The organism is Kitasatospora sp. NPDC086791 (assembly GCF_040685975.1).
Classification (GTDB): domain Bacteria; phylum Actinomycetota; class Actinomycetes; order Streptomycetales; family Streptomycetaceae; genus Kitasatospora.
Genome location: NZ_JBFBOC010000044.1, coordinates 1 through 14,164, shown reverse-complemented (window position 1 = coordinate 14,164; position 14,164 = coordinate 1). Strand labels below are relative to the sequence as shown.

At 72.8% G+C, this 14,164-nt stretch carries 12 protein-coding genes; 10 read left to right on the top strand and 2 right to left on the bottom strand.

The features are described from left to right. The 6 genes from hisS to rpsD all read left to right on the top strand — a co-directional run bounded on the left by hisS (position 1) and on the right by rpsD (position 7,041). On the top strand, positions 1-1,263 hold the full coding sequence (hisS, locus tag AB0Q99_RS31895; protein ID WP_363577333.1) for a histidine--tRNA ligase: 1,263 nt from the start codon (positions 1-3) through the stop codon (positions 1,261-1,263). Further along, complete coding sequence (gene aspS / locus AB0Q99_RS31890; protein ID WP_363577331.1) at positions 1,260-3,050, top strand: aspartate--tRNA ligase; 1,791 nt, start codon at positions 1,260-1,262, stop codon at positions 3,048-3,050. Before hisS ends, aspS begins: the two co-directional genes overlap by 4 nt. Before the next feature lie 156 nt (positions 3,051-3,206). Beyond that, on the top strand, positions 3,207-3,653 hold the full coding sequence (locus tag AB0Q99_RS31885) for an N-acetyltransferase (RefSeq protein WP_363577329.1): 447 nt from the start codon (positions 3,207-3,209) through the stop codon (positions 3,651-3,653). Positions 3,654-3,807: 154 nt separating this feature from the next. Next, positions 3,808-4,626, top strand: a complete 819-nt coding sequence (ppk2, locus tag AB0Q99_RS31880) for a polyphosphate kinase 2 (protein ID WP_363577327.1) — start codon at positions 3,808-3,810, stop codon at positions 4,624-4,626. 80 nt (positions 4,627-4,706) lie between these two features. Then, the gene (locus tag AB0Q99_RS31875) at positions 4,707-6,116 is read left to right on the top strand and encodes a replication-associated recombination protein A (protein WP_363577325.1); all 1,410 of its coding nucleotides are present in this window, start codon (positions 4,707-4,709) and stop codon (positions 6,114-6,116) included. Between the two features lie 310 nt (positions 6,117-6,426). Further along, positions 6,427-7,041: a 30S ribosomal protein S4 gene (gene rpsD, locus AB0Q99_RS31870; RefSeq protein ID WP_063346792.1), complete on the top strand. Its 615-nt coding sequence runs from the start codon at positions 6,427-6,429 to the stop codon at positions 7,039-7,041. 135 nt (positions 7,042-7,176) lie between these two features. On the opposite strand, the gene AB0Q99_RS31865 is transcribed toward rpsD, so the two are convergent. Together AB0Q99_RS31865 and AB0Q99_RS31860 are read right to left on the bottom strand one after the other, a co-directional pair. Further along, the gene (locus AB0Q99_RS31865; protein WP_363577323.1) at positions 7,177-7,503 is read right to left on the bottom strand and encodes a tetratricopeptide repeat protein; all 327 of its coding nucleotides are present in this window, start codon (positions 7,501-7,503) and stop codon (positions 7,177-7,179) included. A 69-nt stretch (positions 7,504-7,572) separates the two neighbouring features. Then, positions 7,573-9,816, bottom strand: coding sequence for an AAA family ATPase (locus AB0Q99_RS31860; protein WP_363577321.1), 2,244 nt, complete (start codon positions 9,814-9,816; stop codon positions 7,573-7,575). 219 nt (positions 9,817-10,035) lie between these two features. Between AB0Q99_RS31860 and AB0Q99_RS31855 the strand changes: the two genes are divergently transcribed. From AB0Q99_RS31855 to ruvX, 4 genes are read left to right on the top strand one after another with little or no spacing between them, the layout of a single operon-like run. Continuing rightward, positions 10,036-10,515 carry a DUF948 domain-containing protein gene (locus AB0Q99_RS31855; protein ID WP_363577319.1) on the top strand — a complete coding sequence of 160 codons (480 nt, stop codon included), beginning with the start codon at positions 10,036-10,038 and terminating at the stop codon, positions 10,513-10,515. A 4-nt stretch (positions 10,516-10,519) separates the two neighbouring features. Then, positions 10,520-10,945: a DUF6167 family protein gene (locus tag AB0Q99_RS31850; protein WP_363577317.1), complete on the top strand. Its 426-nt coding sequence runs from the start codon at positions 10,520-10,522 to the stop codon at positions 10,943-10,945. Next, positions 10,945-13,614, top strand: coding sequence for an alanine--tRNA ligase (gene alaS, locus AB0Q99_RS31845; RefSeq protein ID WP_363577316.1), 2,670 nt, complete (start codon positions 10,945-10,947; stop codon positions 13,612-13,614). The genes AB0Q99_RS31850 and alaS overlap by 1 nt, the downstream gene beginning before the upstream one ends. After that, the gene (gene ruvX / locus AB0Q99_RS31840) at positions 13,614-14,093 is read left to right on the top strand and encodes a Holliday junction resolvase RuvX (RefSeq protein WP_360266355.1); all 480 of its coding nucleotides are present in this window, start codon (positions 13,614-13,616) and stop codon (positions 14,091-14,093) included. Before alaS ends, ruvX begins: the two co-directional genes overlap by 1 nt. Positions 14,094-14,164 lie beyond the last annotated feature (71 nt).

The window sequence follows — 14,164 nt, the reverse complement described above, 5'->3', positions numbered from 1 at the left end:
TTGAGCACCTTCACCGCCCCCAAGGGCACCTACGACCTGCTGCCCCCCAGCTCCGCGACCTTCCTGGCGATCCGCGAGCGCATCGCCGCGCCCGCCCGCCGGGCCGGTTACGGCTACGTCGAGACCCCGGTCTTCGAGGACGTGAAGCTGTTCTCCCGCGGTGTCGGCGAGTCCACCGACATCGTCACCAAGGAGATGTACACCCTCACCACCAAGGGCGGCGACGAGCTCGCGCTGCGCCCGGAGGGCACCGCCTCGGTGCTGCGCGCCGCGCTCCAGGCCAACCTGCACAAGCAGGGCAACTTGCCGGTCAAGCTCTGGTACTCCGGCTCCTACTACCGCTACGAGCGCGCCCAGAAGGGCCGCTACCGCCAGTTCTCCCAGGTCGGCGCCGAGGCGATCGGGGCCGAGGACCCGGCGCTGGACGCCGAGCTGATCATCCTGGCCGACGACGCCTTCCGCTCGCTGGGCCTGCGCGACTACTCGCTGCTGCTCAACAGCCTCGGCGACAAGCAGTGCCGCCCGGTCTACCGCGCCGCGCTGATCGAGTTCCTGGGCGGCCTGGACCTCGACGAGGACACCCGCCGCCGGGCCGGGATCAACCCGCTGCGCGTCCTGGACGACAAGCGCGAGTCGGTGCAGGAGCAGCTGGTCGGCGCTCCGATGCTGCGCGACTTCCTCTGCGAGGACTGCAAGGCGTACGACGAGAAGGTCCGCGAGCTGCTCACCGCGGCCGGCGTGGCCTTCGTGGACGACCCGAAGCTGGTCCGCGGCCTGGACTACTACACCCGCACCACCTTCGAGTTCGTGCACAACGGCCTCGGCGCGCAGTCCGCGATCGGCGGCGGCGGCCGCTACGACGGGCTCTCCGAGATGATCGGCGGCCCGGCGCTGCCGTCCGTCGGCTGGGCCCTCGGCGTGGACCGCAGCTTCCTCGCGCTGGAGGCCGAGGGCGTCACCCTCGACCTGCCGGCCGCCACCGCCGTGTACGCGGTCGCGCTCGGCGAGGAGGCCAAGAACGTCCTGTTCGCCAAGGTGGTCGAGCTGCGCCGGGCCGGCGTGGCCACCGACCTCGCCTTCGGCGTCAAGAGCATCAAGAACGCCATGAAGTCCGCCGACCGGTCCGGCGCCCGCTTCGCCCTGATCGCCGGGGACCGGGACCTCGCCGAGGGCGTCGTCCAGCTCAAGGACCTGAGCACCGGCGAGCAGACTCCCGTCGCCCTCGACGCACTCGTCACCACCCTGAAGGAGAAGCAGCTGTGATCCGCACGCACGACGCGGGCACGCTCCGCCCGGAGCACGCAGGCACCACCGTCACCCTGGCCGGCTGGGTCGCCCGCCGCCGCGACCACGGCGGCGTGGCCTTCATCGACCTGCGCGACGCCTCCGGCACCGTGCAGATCGTGGTCCGCGACCTGGACTCGGTGCACGGCCTGCGCGCCGAGTACTGCGTCAAGGTCGTCGGCGACGTCCGCGTCCGCCCCGAGGGCAACGAGAACCCCGACATCCCGACCGGCGCCGTCGAGGTCGTCGTCAGCGACATCGAGGTCCTCTCCGAGGCCGCCCCGCTGCCCTTCCCGGTCGCCGAGTACGAGCCGGGCACGGTCAACGAGGAGGTCCGGCTGCGCTACCGCTACCTGGACCTGCGCCGGGAGGGCCCCGCCAAGGGCCTGCGGCTGCGCTCCAAGGTCAACAACATCATCCGCCGGGTGATGGAGGAGAACGACTACCTCGACATCGAGACGCCGTACCTCACCCGCTCCACCCCCGAGGGCGCCCGCGACTTCCTCGTCCCGGTCCGCCTGCAGCCCGGCCACTGGTACGCGCTGCCGCAGTCGCCCCAGCTGTTCAAGCAGCTGCTGATGGTGGCCGGCATGGAGCGCTACTACCAGATCGCCCGCTGCTTCCGCGACGAGGACTTCCGCGCCGACCGGCAGCCGGAGTTCACCCAGCTGGACATCGAGGCCTCCTTCGTCGACCAGGAGGACGTCCTGGCCCTCGGCGAGAAGATCATCGGCGCCGTCTGGCGCGAGGTGCACGGCTACGAGATCCCGAACCCGCTGCCGCGGATGACCTACGCGGACGCCATGAGCCGCTACGGTTCGGACAAGCCGGACGTCCGCTTCGGCCAGGAACTCACCGACCTCACCGAGTACTTCAAGGGCACCGAGTTCCGGGTCTTCCAGGCCCCGTACGTCGGCGCCGTGGTCATGCCCGGCGGTGCCTCGCAGCCGCGCAAGCAGCTGGACGCCTGGCAGGACTGGGCCAAGGCGCGCGGCGCCAAGGGCCTGGCCTACGTGCTCATCGACGCCGAGACCGGCGAGCTGCGCGGCCCGGTCGCCAAGAACCTCTCCGCGGAGCACCTGGCCGGCCTGGCCGCCGCCGCGGGCGCCAAGAACGGCGACGCGGTCTTCTTCGCGGCCGGCAAGGAGCGCCCCTCGCAGGAGCTGCTCGGCGCCGCGCGGCTGGAGATCGGCCGCCGCTGCGAGCTGATCGACCAGTCGAAGTGGGCCTTCCTCTGGGTCGTCGACTTCCCGATGTTCGAGCCGATCGAGGACGACAAGGGCGCCTTCCAGGGCTGGCACGCGGTGCACCACCCGTTCACCGCCCCGACCCGCGAGTCGCTGGACACCTTCGACACCGACCCGGGCTCGGCGCTGTCCAACGCCTACGACCTGGTCCTCAACGGCTCGGAGCTGGGCGGCGGTTCGATCCGTATCCACCAGCGCGACGTGCAGAAGCGGGCGTTCGACGCGATCGGCCTCTCCGAGGAGGAGGCGGCCTCGCAGTTCGGCTTCCTGCTGGACGCGTTCAACTACGGCCCGCCGCCGCACGGCGGGGTCGCCTTCGGTCTGGACCGGATCGTCACCCTGCTCGGCGGGTACGACACCATCCGCGACGTCATCGCCTTCCCGAAGACGTCCACCGGTGGTGACCCGCTGACCGGTGCTCCGACCCCGATCACCCCGGCGCAGCGCCGCGAGGCCGGCGTGGACGCCCAGCCCAAGGTCCGCGAGGACGCCAAGGCCGAGGCTCAGCCCAAGTCCTGACGACGCGTCATCCGCTAACCTGCAACGGCCCCGGACGGTCCAACCACCGCCCGGGGCCGGTCCACAACGGTGTGTGACACAGGGAGGGTTGACTCAATGCAGGTCACAACGAGAATCGAATGTCCGCAGGACGCCCCGGCGACCAGACGCGTCCACATGGCCGCGTTCCCCGGCCCGGACGAGGCGGACCTGGTGGACGCGCTGCGCCGCGATCCCGCCTGGCTGCCCGGGTTGTCCGTGGTCGCGGTCGACGCGACCGGGCTGGTGATCGGCCACGCGCTGCTGACCCGGCTCCGGGTCGGGGACGGCGACGCGGTGGCGCTCGCGCCGGTCGCGGTGGCGCCCGAGTGGCAGCGCAGGGGCGTCGGCGAGCTCGTCGTCCGGGCCGCGCTGTCGGCGGCCGAGGACGCGGGGGAGAAGCTCGTGGTCGTCCTCGGCGATCCGGAGTACTACGCGCGGTTCGGCTTCGGGCCGGCCGGGCGGCACGAGGTGGTCGGCCCCTTCGAGGTGCCGGAGGCCTACTTCCAGGCGCTGCCGCTGGCGGCGTACGACGGCGGGCCGCGCGGGCTCTGCCGCTACCCCGAGCCCTTCGTGGCGGTCTAGACCGTCGGTCCGCGTCCGTTCCGTGTCGGTTCCGGTTCCGTTTCGTCTCCTGCTGTCCCTTTCCGTTCCCTCCCGCTCCGTTCCGGTCTGCGAATTCGCCGTGCTGCGCCTACGGTGAGTGTGCATCAGCGCCGGTCGGACGGAGGATCAGAGGGTGGCCGAGGAGCAGCGGACCGCGAAGCCGGAACAACTGGCGAAGAGGCCGTACGAGCGGGAGCTGCTGCGGTTGCAGCAGGAGCTGGTGAAGCTCCAGGAGTGGGTGCGGGTCGAGGGCGCCCGACTGGTGGTGGTCTTCGAGGGGCGTGACGCCGCGGGCAAGGGCGGGGCGATCAAGCGGGTGACGGAGTACCTGCACCCGCGCATCGCCCGGGTCGCGGCGTTGCCCTCGCCGACCGAGCGGCAGAAGACCCAGTGGTACTTCCAGCGGTACGTCGAACACCTGCCGGCGGCCGGGGAGATCGTGCTGTTCGACCGAAGCTGGTACAACCGCGCCGGGGTGGAGCGGGTGATGGGCTTCTGCACCGACGAGGAGTACTGGCAGTTCCTGCACCAGTGCCCGACCTTCGAGCGGATGCTGATCGAGGCGGGCATCCTGCTGCGCAAGTACTGGTTCTCGGTGAGCGACACCGAGCAGGAGCGGCGCTTCCGGGCCCGGCTGGGGGACCCGATGAAGCGCTGGAAGCTCTCCCCGATGGACGTCGAGTCGATCACCCGCTGGGAGGAGTACTCGCGGGCCAAGGACGAGATGTTCATCCACACCGACATCCCGGACTCGCCCTGGCACGTGGTGGAGAGCGACGACAAGCGCCGGGCCCGGATCAACATGATCGCCCACCTGCTCTCCACCGTGCCGTACCACGAGATCAAGGCGCCGCAGATCGAGCTGCCGCCCCGCCCGGCCTCGCGCGGCTACCGGCGGCCCCCGCGCGACCTGCAGAAGTACGTTCCGGACCACGCGGCCGGGCTCGACTAGCGCGTCGGCCGGACCCCGTCGGTCGGGGGCCGGGGCCGCGGGCCGGGCTCGGTGTCCGAGCCCTCGCATAGGCTTCCGGTGTGGACGAACCGGACCTCTTCACCGCCGCCGCCGAGGAACGCCAGGCCAAGGAGCCCGGGCGGGCGCCCCTGGCCGTACGGATGCGACCGCGCACCCTGGACGAGGTGGCCGGGCAGCGGCAGCTGCTGAAGCCCGGCTCGCCGCTGCGGCGGCTGGTCGGCGGCTCGCGCGGGCCGGCGGCCACCAGCTCGGTGATCCTCTGGGGGCCGCCCGGCACCGGGAAGACCACCCTGGCGCACGTGATCAGCCAGGCCGTCGAGGGGCGCTTCGTCGAGCTGTCCGCGATCACCGCCGGGGTCAAGGAGGTCCGGGCGGTGATCGACGGCGCCCGGCGGGCGGTCGGGATGTCCGGCCGGGAGACGGTGCTCTTCCTGGACGAGATCCACCGCTTCTCCAAGGCCCAGCAGGACTCGCTGCTGCCGGCCGTGGAGAACCGCTGGGTCACCCTGATCGCGGCGACCACCGAGAACCCGTACTTCTCGGTGATCTCCCCGCTGCTGTCCCGCTCGCTGCTGCTCACCCTGGAGTCGCTGACCGACGAGGACGTCCGTGCGCTGCTGCGCCGCGCGGTGGCCGACGAGCGCGGCCTGGAGGGCGCGCTGGAGCTGACCGGGGAGGCCGAGGACCACCTGGTGCGGCTGGCCGGCGGCGACGCCCGGCGGGCGCTCACCACGCTGGAGGCGGCGGCCGGGGCGGCGCTGGAGAAGGGCGAGCCGAGCATCACGCTGGCCACCACGGAGACGGCGGTCAACCAGGCGGCGGTGCGCTACGACAAGGACGGCGACCAGCACTACGACGTGGCGAGCGCGCTGATCAAGTCGATCCGGGGCAGCGACGTGGACGCGACCCTGCACTACCTGGCCCGGATGATCGAGGCCGGCGAGGACCCGCGGTTCATCGCCCGCCGGCTGATGATCTCGGCCAGCGAGGACGTCGGCCTGGCGGACCCGACGGCGCTGCAGACGGCGGTGGCGGCCGCCCAGGCGGTGGCGCTGATCGGCTTCCCGGAGGCGCGGATCATCCTCTCCCAGGCGGCGATCGCGCTGGCCCTGGCCCCGAAGTCGAACGCGGCCTACCTGGCGATCGACGCGGCGCTGGCGGACGTCCGGCAGGGCCTGGCGGGCGCGGTGCCGGCACACCTGCGGGACGCGCACTACGGCGGCGCGGGCAAGCTCGGCCACGGCAAGGGCTACCAGTACCCGCACGACCTGCCGGAGGGCATCGCCACCCAGCAGTACGCGCCGGACGCGGTGCACGGCAGGGAGTACTACCGGCCGACCCGGCGCGGCGGTGAGGCCCGGTACGCGGACGTCGTGGACTGGACCCGGGGGCGGCTGCGCGGGGAGCGGCGGAGCGAGCAGCAGCCGGAGCGGGAGCCCGAGCGGCAGCCCGGGCAAAAGGGCGAGTGATCGGCGGGTATACTCGGTCGGAGTGCCATGTCCCGGGACGGCGGCGGGGGAGACCCCACCGACCGGCCGCACCAGCGGGGCATCGGCGGTAGGCCCCTTCCGAGGGGCCCGCACCAGGAGCGTCGCGCACCGTTTCGGTGTCGCGGGTGGCCCGGATTCCGGTCCGTCCGTGTGACAAGCACTCTCGTGCCCGGCTCCGGAGAGCGGCTGATCCCATCGCGCAGGCGGCGGGGTTTTCTCCGGGTCGCGACGTGCGACCTCCGTCAACACCTGGTGGAAGCCGTATTCGTAAGCAAGGAAGGTTTGGTTCATGGCGAACCAGAAGCGTCCCAAGGTCAAGATCGCGCGTGCGCTCGGCGTGCCGCTGACCCCGAAGTCCGTCAAGTACTTCGAGGCCCGCCCGTACCCGCCCGGCCAGCACGGCCGTGGCCGCAAGCAGAACTCGGACTACAAGGTCCGTCTGCTCGAGAAGCAGCGTCTGCGCGCCCAGTACGACCTGAGCGAGAAGCAGATGGCGCGCGCGTTCGACCGCGCGAAGAAGGCCGAGGGCAAGACCGGTGAGGCGCTCGTCGCCGAGCTGGAGACCCGTCTGGACTCCCTGGTCCTGCGTTCGGGCATCGCCCGCACCATCTACCAGGCCCGCCAGATGGTCGTCCACGGCCACATCGAGGTCAACGGTGGCAAGGTCAACAAGCCGTCGTACCAGATGAAGCCGGGCTTCGTGGTGACCGTCCGCGAGCGCAGCAAGGAGAAGGTCCCCTTCCAGGTCGCCCGTGAGGGTGGCTACGCGGGTGAGGGCCAGACCCCGAAGTACCTCGAGGTCAACCTGAAGGCCCTGGCCTTCCGCCTGGACCGTGCGCCGCAGCGCAAGGAGGTCCCGGTGATCTGTGACGAGCAGCTCGTCGTCGAGTACTACTCGCGCTGACCCGCGAGTGGTTCCGCTCTTCGCGTGACCACCAGCGAGCCCCCGTCGCCTTCCGAGGCGGCGGGGGCTCGCCCCTTCTCCGGGTGCGCTCCCGGCGCTCCCGGCGTTTCGGGTGCGCGGACGCCCGCGCGGCGCTCAGACGACCTCGCCGGTCATCGCGGCGGCCAGCCGCAGGTGCGGGCGGGCCTCCTCGGCCCGGCCCTGGCGCTCCAGGGTGCGGCCGAGCATCGTCCGGGCGTAGTCCTCGGCCGGGTCCGCCGCCAGGATCCGGTGCAACTCCGCCTCGGCGCGGCCGAGTTGGGCGGAGTGGTAGTAGCTGCGGGCGAGCAGCAGGCGGACCGAGAGGTTGGCCGGCTCCTCGGCCAGCACGCCTTCGAGCATGCGGGCGGCATCGGTGTACGCCTTGGACTCGAAGTGGAACTTCGCCATGCGGTACTCGTCGGCGGCGTTGTGGACGGCCATGGTGCTCCTTCCGGATGGATCCTTGCCTCCTCAAGCAATGGGCAAGGATCCACTATTCCGGCGCGGACCTCAGCTCTTCGGGACCGGCGAGAGGGCCGGCGCGGGCGGCACCGAACAGGGCCCCGCGCCCGGCTCCGGACCGTCCGCCGAGCCCCCGCCGCCTAGCGCCCGGGAGACGGCCTCGTCCAGGTCCAGCCGGCTGCCGGCCTCATAGCTCTCCCGGTACTCCTGCACGGCCAGCCCGGCCCGGGCCCGCTCGGCGCACTCCTGGTGGGTGCCGAAGAAGTTCCGCGAGCCGAGGAACGGGGTGCCGACCGTGCGCCAGATCCGGTGCGCGGCGCCCTGCAGCACCCGGGCCTCGCGCAGGTCGCCCGGCTCGCCCGGGCCGGTCGGCTCGGTCTCCAGCAGCGCCAGCAGGTCGATCCCCAGCACGATGCCGAGCAGGTCGTGGAACAGGTGGTTCAGCCGGACGCACTCCCGGGCCAGCGCGCGGGCCGGCTGGACGGCGCCGTCCAGCCAGTGCGAGTACGCCGTCGCGTACAGCACGTACGCGTACGCCCACTGCTCGCCGTGCTCCTCGCACAGCTCGCGGGCCTGGCCGAACCAGAGCTCGCCGCTGTCCGGGTCGCCCTGGAAGAGGTGGGCCAGGCCCAGCTCCAGCATGGCCATCACCACGTTGCTGTTGAGCTCGCCGATGGTCCGGTAGTGCCAGAGCGCCTCCTCGAACAGCTCGGCGGCGCGGTCCGGGTCGTCGCCGATCAGCGCGGCGCAGCCCTGGCGGTGGACGGCGTAGGCGAGGGCCCGGTCGTCGCCGGTGTCCAGGGCCTGGCGACGGCACTCCTCCAGGACCGGCCGGGCGGCTTCCAGGTCCCCCTGCAGGGTGGCCGTGTAGCCGGTCACCCAGAGCGCCTTGGCGCGGGCCTCGGTCGGTGCGCGGTCGAGGGCGAGCGCGCGGTCCAGCCAGTGCCGGCCCTCGCCGAGGTGGCCGCAGCCGACCCAGTAGAACCAGAGCGTGCCGGCCAGCAGCAGGGCGAGCTGCTCCTCGCCGGGCTCGGCGAGGCAGAACTCCAGCGCCGCACGGAGGTTGGGGTGGGCCAGCTCGGTGCGCTCGGCGGTCTCCGCCTGCCGGGGGCCGAACCACTCGACCTCGCCCCAGGTGGCGACGCCCAGGTACCAGTCCCGGTGGCGGCGCAGCAGCCGCGGCTCCTCGCCGGTGGCGCGCAGCCAGTGGCCGCCGTACTCGCGCAGGGTGTCCAGCAGGCGGAAGCGGACGCCGAAGGCGCTGTCCTCGCGGAGCACCACGGACTTGGCGACCAGCTCGTCGACCAGGTCCAGCACGTCCTCGGGCTCGATGCCCTCGCCGGCGCAGACGTACTCGGCGGCCTCCAGGTCGAAACCGCCGGCGAAGACCGACAGGCGGGCCCAGAGCAAACGTTCCTGCACCGAGCAGAGCTCATGGCTCCAGCCGATCGTCGTCCGCAGCGTCCGGTGCCGGGGCAGGGCCGTCCGGGAGCCGCCGGTGAGCAGCCGGAAGCGGTCGTCCAGGCGGGCGGTGATCTGCTCCACCGACAGCGCCCGCAGCCGCCCGGCCGCCAGCTCCAGGGCCAGCGGGATGCCGTCCAACCGGCGGCAGAGCAGGCCGACCGCCTCCGCGTTGGCCTCGGTCACCTCGAAGGACGGCAGCACCGCGCGGGCCCGGTCGGCGAACAGCCGCACCGCGTCCGGCAGCGCGCCGGGCGCCGGGGGGCCGACCGGCGGCGGACCCGTGGGCAGCGGGCCGACCGGCAGCGGCGCGAGGGTCAGCAGGTGCTCGCCGGAGGCCCGCAGCGCGGTGCGGCTGGTGGCCAGTAGCCGCAGGCCCGGCAGCGCCCGCAGCAGCGCGTCGGCCAGCTCGGCGCAGGCCTCCACCAGGTGCTCGCAGCCGTCCAGCACCAGCAGCAGGCGCCGGCCGGCCAGTCGCTCGGTCAGCACGTCCAGCGGCGGACGGGCGGTGCCGTCGGTCAGCCGCAGGGCCTCCAGGAGGGCGTGGCCGAGCAGCAGCGGGTCCTGCACCGGGGCCACCTCCACCAGCCAGGCGCCGTCCGGGAAGACGCCGCCCGCGCGGGCCGCCGCGCGCAGCGCCAGCCGGCTCTTGCCCACCCCGCCCGGGCCGGTCACCGTCACCAGCCGGGCGGCGGTCAGCAGGTCCGCCAGTTCGGCCAGCTCCCGCCGTCGCCCGACGAAGCCGGTCACCTCGGCCGGGAGCCGGCCGTGCTCCGGCTCGCGCGGCCCCGCCGCGGGCTCCCCGGGCTGTGCTCTCCAGTCGCCGGCCAAGCGCTGCTCCCCGTCTCCCAGGCCGGACCGTCGCGGTCCGGGCGTGCTCGGGCCGTCCGCGCGACGGCCCGCCCGGCAGAACGAGGTGACCAGCGGGTAGGTTACGCGCGCGGATCGCACACCCGGTCGGATCGCCGGAGCGACAACCCGGTCCGGAAAGCGGGTGTGGGCGCGATAGGGTTCCGTCTGGAGAACAGCAAGGCGAGGGAGCGCGCAAAGGTGTCCGTGGGAGAGCTGGCCGGATTGCTCGTCGCCGTCTTCTGGGCGGTCCTGGTCACCCTGCTCGCCGTCGTGCTGGTCCGCCTCTCGCGGGTGCTGAAGGAGGCCACCGTCCTGGTCTCCGCGGTCACCGAGCAGGCCGTGCCCCTGCTGACCGACGCGGGCGCCGCGGTGCGCAGCGCCAACGAGCAGCTGGAGCGGGTGGACGAGATCACCGCCAACGTGCAGGACGCCGCCGCCAACGCCAACGCGCTCTCCTCCACCGTGGCCGCCACCCTGGGCGGACCGCTGGTGAAGGTCGCGGCCTTCAGCTACGGCGTCCGCAAGGCCGTCGCCAAGCAGCAGGGCACCCTGCCCTCCGTGCCGCTGCAGACCGGCGAGCGCGAGGAACTGGCCCGGCTGGTCCGGGCCGAGGTGCGCGCCGCGACCGCCCCCCGGGGCGGTCTGCTCTCCAGGGTCCGGCGAGCGGTGAGGGGCTGACGGCATGGTGCGACGCATCTTCTGGATGGCGGTCGGCGCCGGCGCCACCGTCTGGGCCATGAACAAGGCCAACGAGGCCGTGCACCGGCTCACCCCGGACAGCCTCTCCGGCACCGCCGCGCGCGGCGCGCTGCACCTGGGGGACCTGGCCAAGCAGTTCGCGCAGGACGTGCGGGCCGGCATGGCCGAGCGCGAGGAGCAGCTGAAGGACGACCTCGGTCTGCGCGGCACCGCCGTCGTCGAACCCCGGCGCGAGCGGCGAGTGCTGCGGGGCGAGCCGCAGTACCGAGCTATCTCGGCGGCGCCCGGCAGCCCGGCCGCCGCCCTGCCCCCCGCCCGCAGTGCCCGCACCACCCCCCGGACCACTGAAGAAACGCCCCGCCGCGCCCTGCCGCCGCGGGGCGGCACCCCGAACCGGAAGGACCACTAATGGAGTCGGCTGAGATCCGCCGCCGCTGGCTGCGCTTCTTCGAGGAGCGCGGCCACACCGTCGTTCCGTCGGCGTCCCTGGTCGCCGACGACCCCACCCTGCTGCTCGTCAACGCCGGCATGGTGCCGTTCAAGCCCTACTTCCTGGGCGAGGTCAAGCCGCAGTTCTCGCGCGCCACCAGCGTCCAGAAGTGCGTGCGCACCCTGGACATCGAGGAGGTCGGGAAGACCACCCGGCACGGCTCCTTCTTCCAGATGTGCGGCAACTTCTCCTTCGGCGACTACTTCAAGGAAGGAGCCATCAAGTTCGCGTGGGAGCTGCTCACCACGCCCGTCGCGGACGGTGGCTACGGCCTGGAGGAGGAGAAGCTCTGGATCACCGTCTACCAGGACGACGACGAGGCCGAGCAGATCTGGCGTGAGGTCATCGGCGTCCCGTCCGAGCGGATCCAGCGCCTCGGCATGAAGGACAACTTCTGGTCGATGGGCGTCCCCGGCCCGTGCGGCCCGTGCTCGGAGATCAACTACGACCGCGGCCCCGCCTACGGCGAGGAGGGCGGCCCGGCCGTCAACGGCGAGCGCTACCTGGAGATCTGGAACCTGGTCTTCATGCAGTACGAGCGCGGCCACGGCGACGGCAAGGACGGCTTCGAGATCCTCGGCGACCTGCCGAGCAAGAACATCGACACCGGCCTCGGCCTGGAGCGCCTCGCCGCGATCCTGCAGGGCGTCGACAACCTCTTCGAGATCGACACCAGCCGGATGATCCTCGACCGCGCCGCCGAGCTCACCGGCCACACCTACGGTGCCGACCACAAGTCGGACGTCTCGCTGCGCGTGGTCACCGACCACATCCGCACCGCGCTGATGCTGGTCGGCGACGGCGTCACCCCCGGCAACGAGGGCCGCGGCTACGTGCTGCGGCGCATCCTGCGCCGTGCCATCCGCAACATGCGCCTGCTGGGCGCCACCGAGCCGGTGGCCAAGGAGCTCATCGACGTCGCGATCAAGGCGATGGCGCCGCAGTACCCCGAGCTGGAGGCCGACCGCAAGCGCGTCGAGACGGTCGTCGTCGGCGAGGAGGCGGCCTTCCTGCAGACGCTGAAGGCGGGCACCAACCTGCTGGACGCCGCGGTCACCGACACCAAGCAGTCCGGTGGCGTGGTGCTCTCCGGCGAGCAGGCGTTCAAGCTGCACGACACCTACGGCTTCCCGATCGACCTCACCCTGGAGATGGCCGAGGAGCAGGGCCTCCAGGTCGACGAGGCCGGCTTCCGCCGCCTGATGCAGGAGCAGCGGGACCGCGCCAAGGCGGACGCCAAGGCGAAGAAGATGGGCCACGCCGACGTCGCCGCGTACCGCGAGGTCGCCGACAAGTCCGGCGCGAGCGTCTTCACCGGCTACACCCTCACCGAGGGCGAGGCCACCGTGGTCGGCCTGCTGGTGGACGGCGTCCCCGCGCCGGCCGCCTCCGAGGGCGACGAGATCGAGCTGATCCTCGACCGCACGCCGTTCTACGCCGAGGGCGGCGGCCAGCTCGCCGACCACGGCCGGATCCGGCTGGAGTCCGGCGCGGTGGTGGAGATCCGCGACGTGCAGCAGCCCGTCCCGGGCGTCGTCGTGCACTCGGGCGGCGTGCTGTTCGGCGAGGTCGTGCTGGGCGCCTCGGCGTACGCCACGATCGACATCGAGCGCCGCCGCTCGATCGCCCGCGCCCACTCGGCGACCCACCTGACCCATCAGGCGCTGCGCGACGCGCTCGGCCCGACGGCCGCCCAGGCCGGCTCCGAGAACGCCCCCGGCCGCTTCCGCTTCGACTTCGGCTCGCCCGCCGCCGTCCCGGGCAGCGTGCTGGTCGACGTCGAGCAGAAGATCAACGACGTGCTGGGCCGCGAGCTCGACGTCACCGCCGAGGTCATGACGATGGACCAGGCCCGCAAGGCCGGCGCCATCGCGATGTTCGGCGAGAAGTACGGCGACGAGGTCCGGGTCGTCTCCATCGGCGACTTCTCCAAGGAGCTGTGCGGTGGCACGCACGTCGGCAACACCGCCCAGCTGGGCCTGGTGAAGCTGCTCGGCGAGTCCTCGATCGGCTCCGGCGTGCGCCGCGTGGAGGCGCTGGTCGGCGTCGACGCGTACAAGTTCCTGGCCCGTGAGCACACCGTGGTCGCCCAGCTCACCGAGCTGGTCAAGGGCCGCCCGGAGGAGCTGCCGGAGAAGATCTCGGGCATGCTCGCCAAGCTCAAGGACGCCGAGAAGGAGATCGAGCGCTTCCGCGCCGAGAAGGTGCTGGCCGCCGCGGCGGGCCTGGCCGACTCGGCCGAGGACGTGCACGGCATCGCCGTGGTCGCCGCGCAGGTCGCCGACGGCGTGGGCGCGGACGAGCTGCGCAAGCTGGTCCTGGACGTGCGCGGCCGCCTCGGCTCGCGCCCGGCCGTGGTGGCCGCCTTCACCGTGGCGGGCGGCCGCCCGCTGACCGTGATCGCCACCAACGAGGACGCCCGCGGCCGCGGCATCAAGGCCGGCGAGCTGGTCCGGACCGCCGCCAAGACCCTCGGCGGCGGCGGTGGCGGCAAGGACGACGTCGCCCAGGGCGGCGGCTCCAACCCGGCCGCGGTCGACGAGGCCATCGCCGCGGTGCGCGGTCTGGTCGCGGAGCGCGCCAGCTGATGGAGCAGGAGGAGAGGCCCTTCCGGCGCGGGCGGCGGATCGCCGTCGACGTCGGTGACGCCCGGATCGGGGTCGCGTCCTGCGACCCCGACGGGGTGCTCGCCACGCCCGTGGAGACCGTCCCGGCCGGGGTGAAGTCGCAGGCCAGGATCGCCGCCATCGTCGAGGAGTACGACGCGATGGAGGTGATCGTCGGGCTGCCGCGCTCGCTGAGCGGCAAGGAGGGCCCGGCGGCGGAGAAGGTCCGCGGGTACGCGGCGCGGCTGGCCAACCGGCTCTACCCGGTGCCGGTGCGGCTGGTGGACGAGAGGATGTCGACCGTCACGGCGACCCACGGGCTGCGCGCCTCGGGGGTCAAGGCGAAGAAGGGCCGCTCGGTGGTCGACCAGGCCGCCGCGGTGGTGATCCTGCAGACCGCTCTTGAGTCCGAACGAGTGAGCGGACGCCCGCCCGGTGAGAGCGTCGAGGCGGTCGGCTGAGGAGCCTGATCTAACGTCCCGATTGAGGGGTGCGGGCGGGCGGGGGCGCCCGGACCCCACCTGTTTTGTTT

Excerpts from the sequence above, each read along its gene's own strand:
- AB0Q99_RS31885 (WP_363577329.1), top strand. The coding sequence starts at position 3,207 with ATGGCCGCGTTCCCCGGCCCGGACGAGGCGGACCTGGTGGACGCGCTG.
- rpsD (WP_063346792.1), top strand. The coding sequence starts at position 6,427 with ATGGCGAACCAGAAGCGTCCCAAGGTCAAGATCGCGCGTGCGCTCGGC.
- AB0Q99_RS31865 (WP_363577323.1), bottom strand. The coding sequence starts at position 7,503 with ATGGCCGTCCACAACGCCGCCGACGAGTACCGCATGGCGAAGTTCCAC.
- AB0Q99_RS31850 (WP_363577317.1), top strand. The coding sequence starts at position 10,520 with ATGGTGCGACGCATCTTCTGGATGGCGGTCGGCGCCGGCGCCACCGTC.
- alaS (WP_363577316.1), top strand. The coding sequence starts at position 10,945 with ATGGAGTCGGCTGAGATCCGCCGCCGCTGGCTGCGCTTCTTCGAGGAG.
- ruvX (WP_360266355.1), top strand. The coding sequence starts at position 13,614 with ATGGAGCAGGAGGAGAGGCCCTTCCGGCGCGGGCGGCGGATCGCCGTC.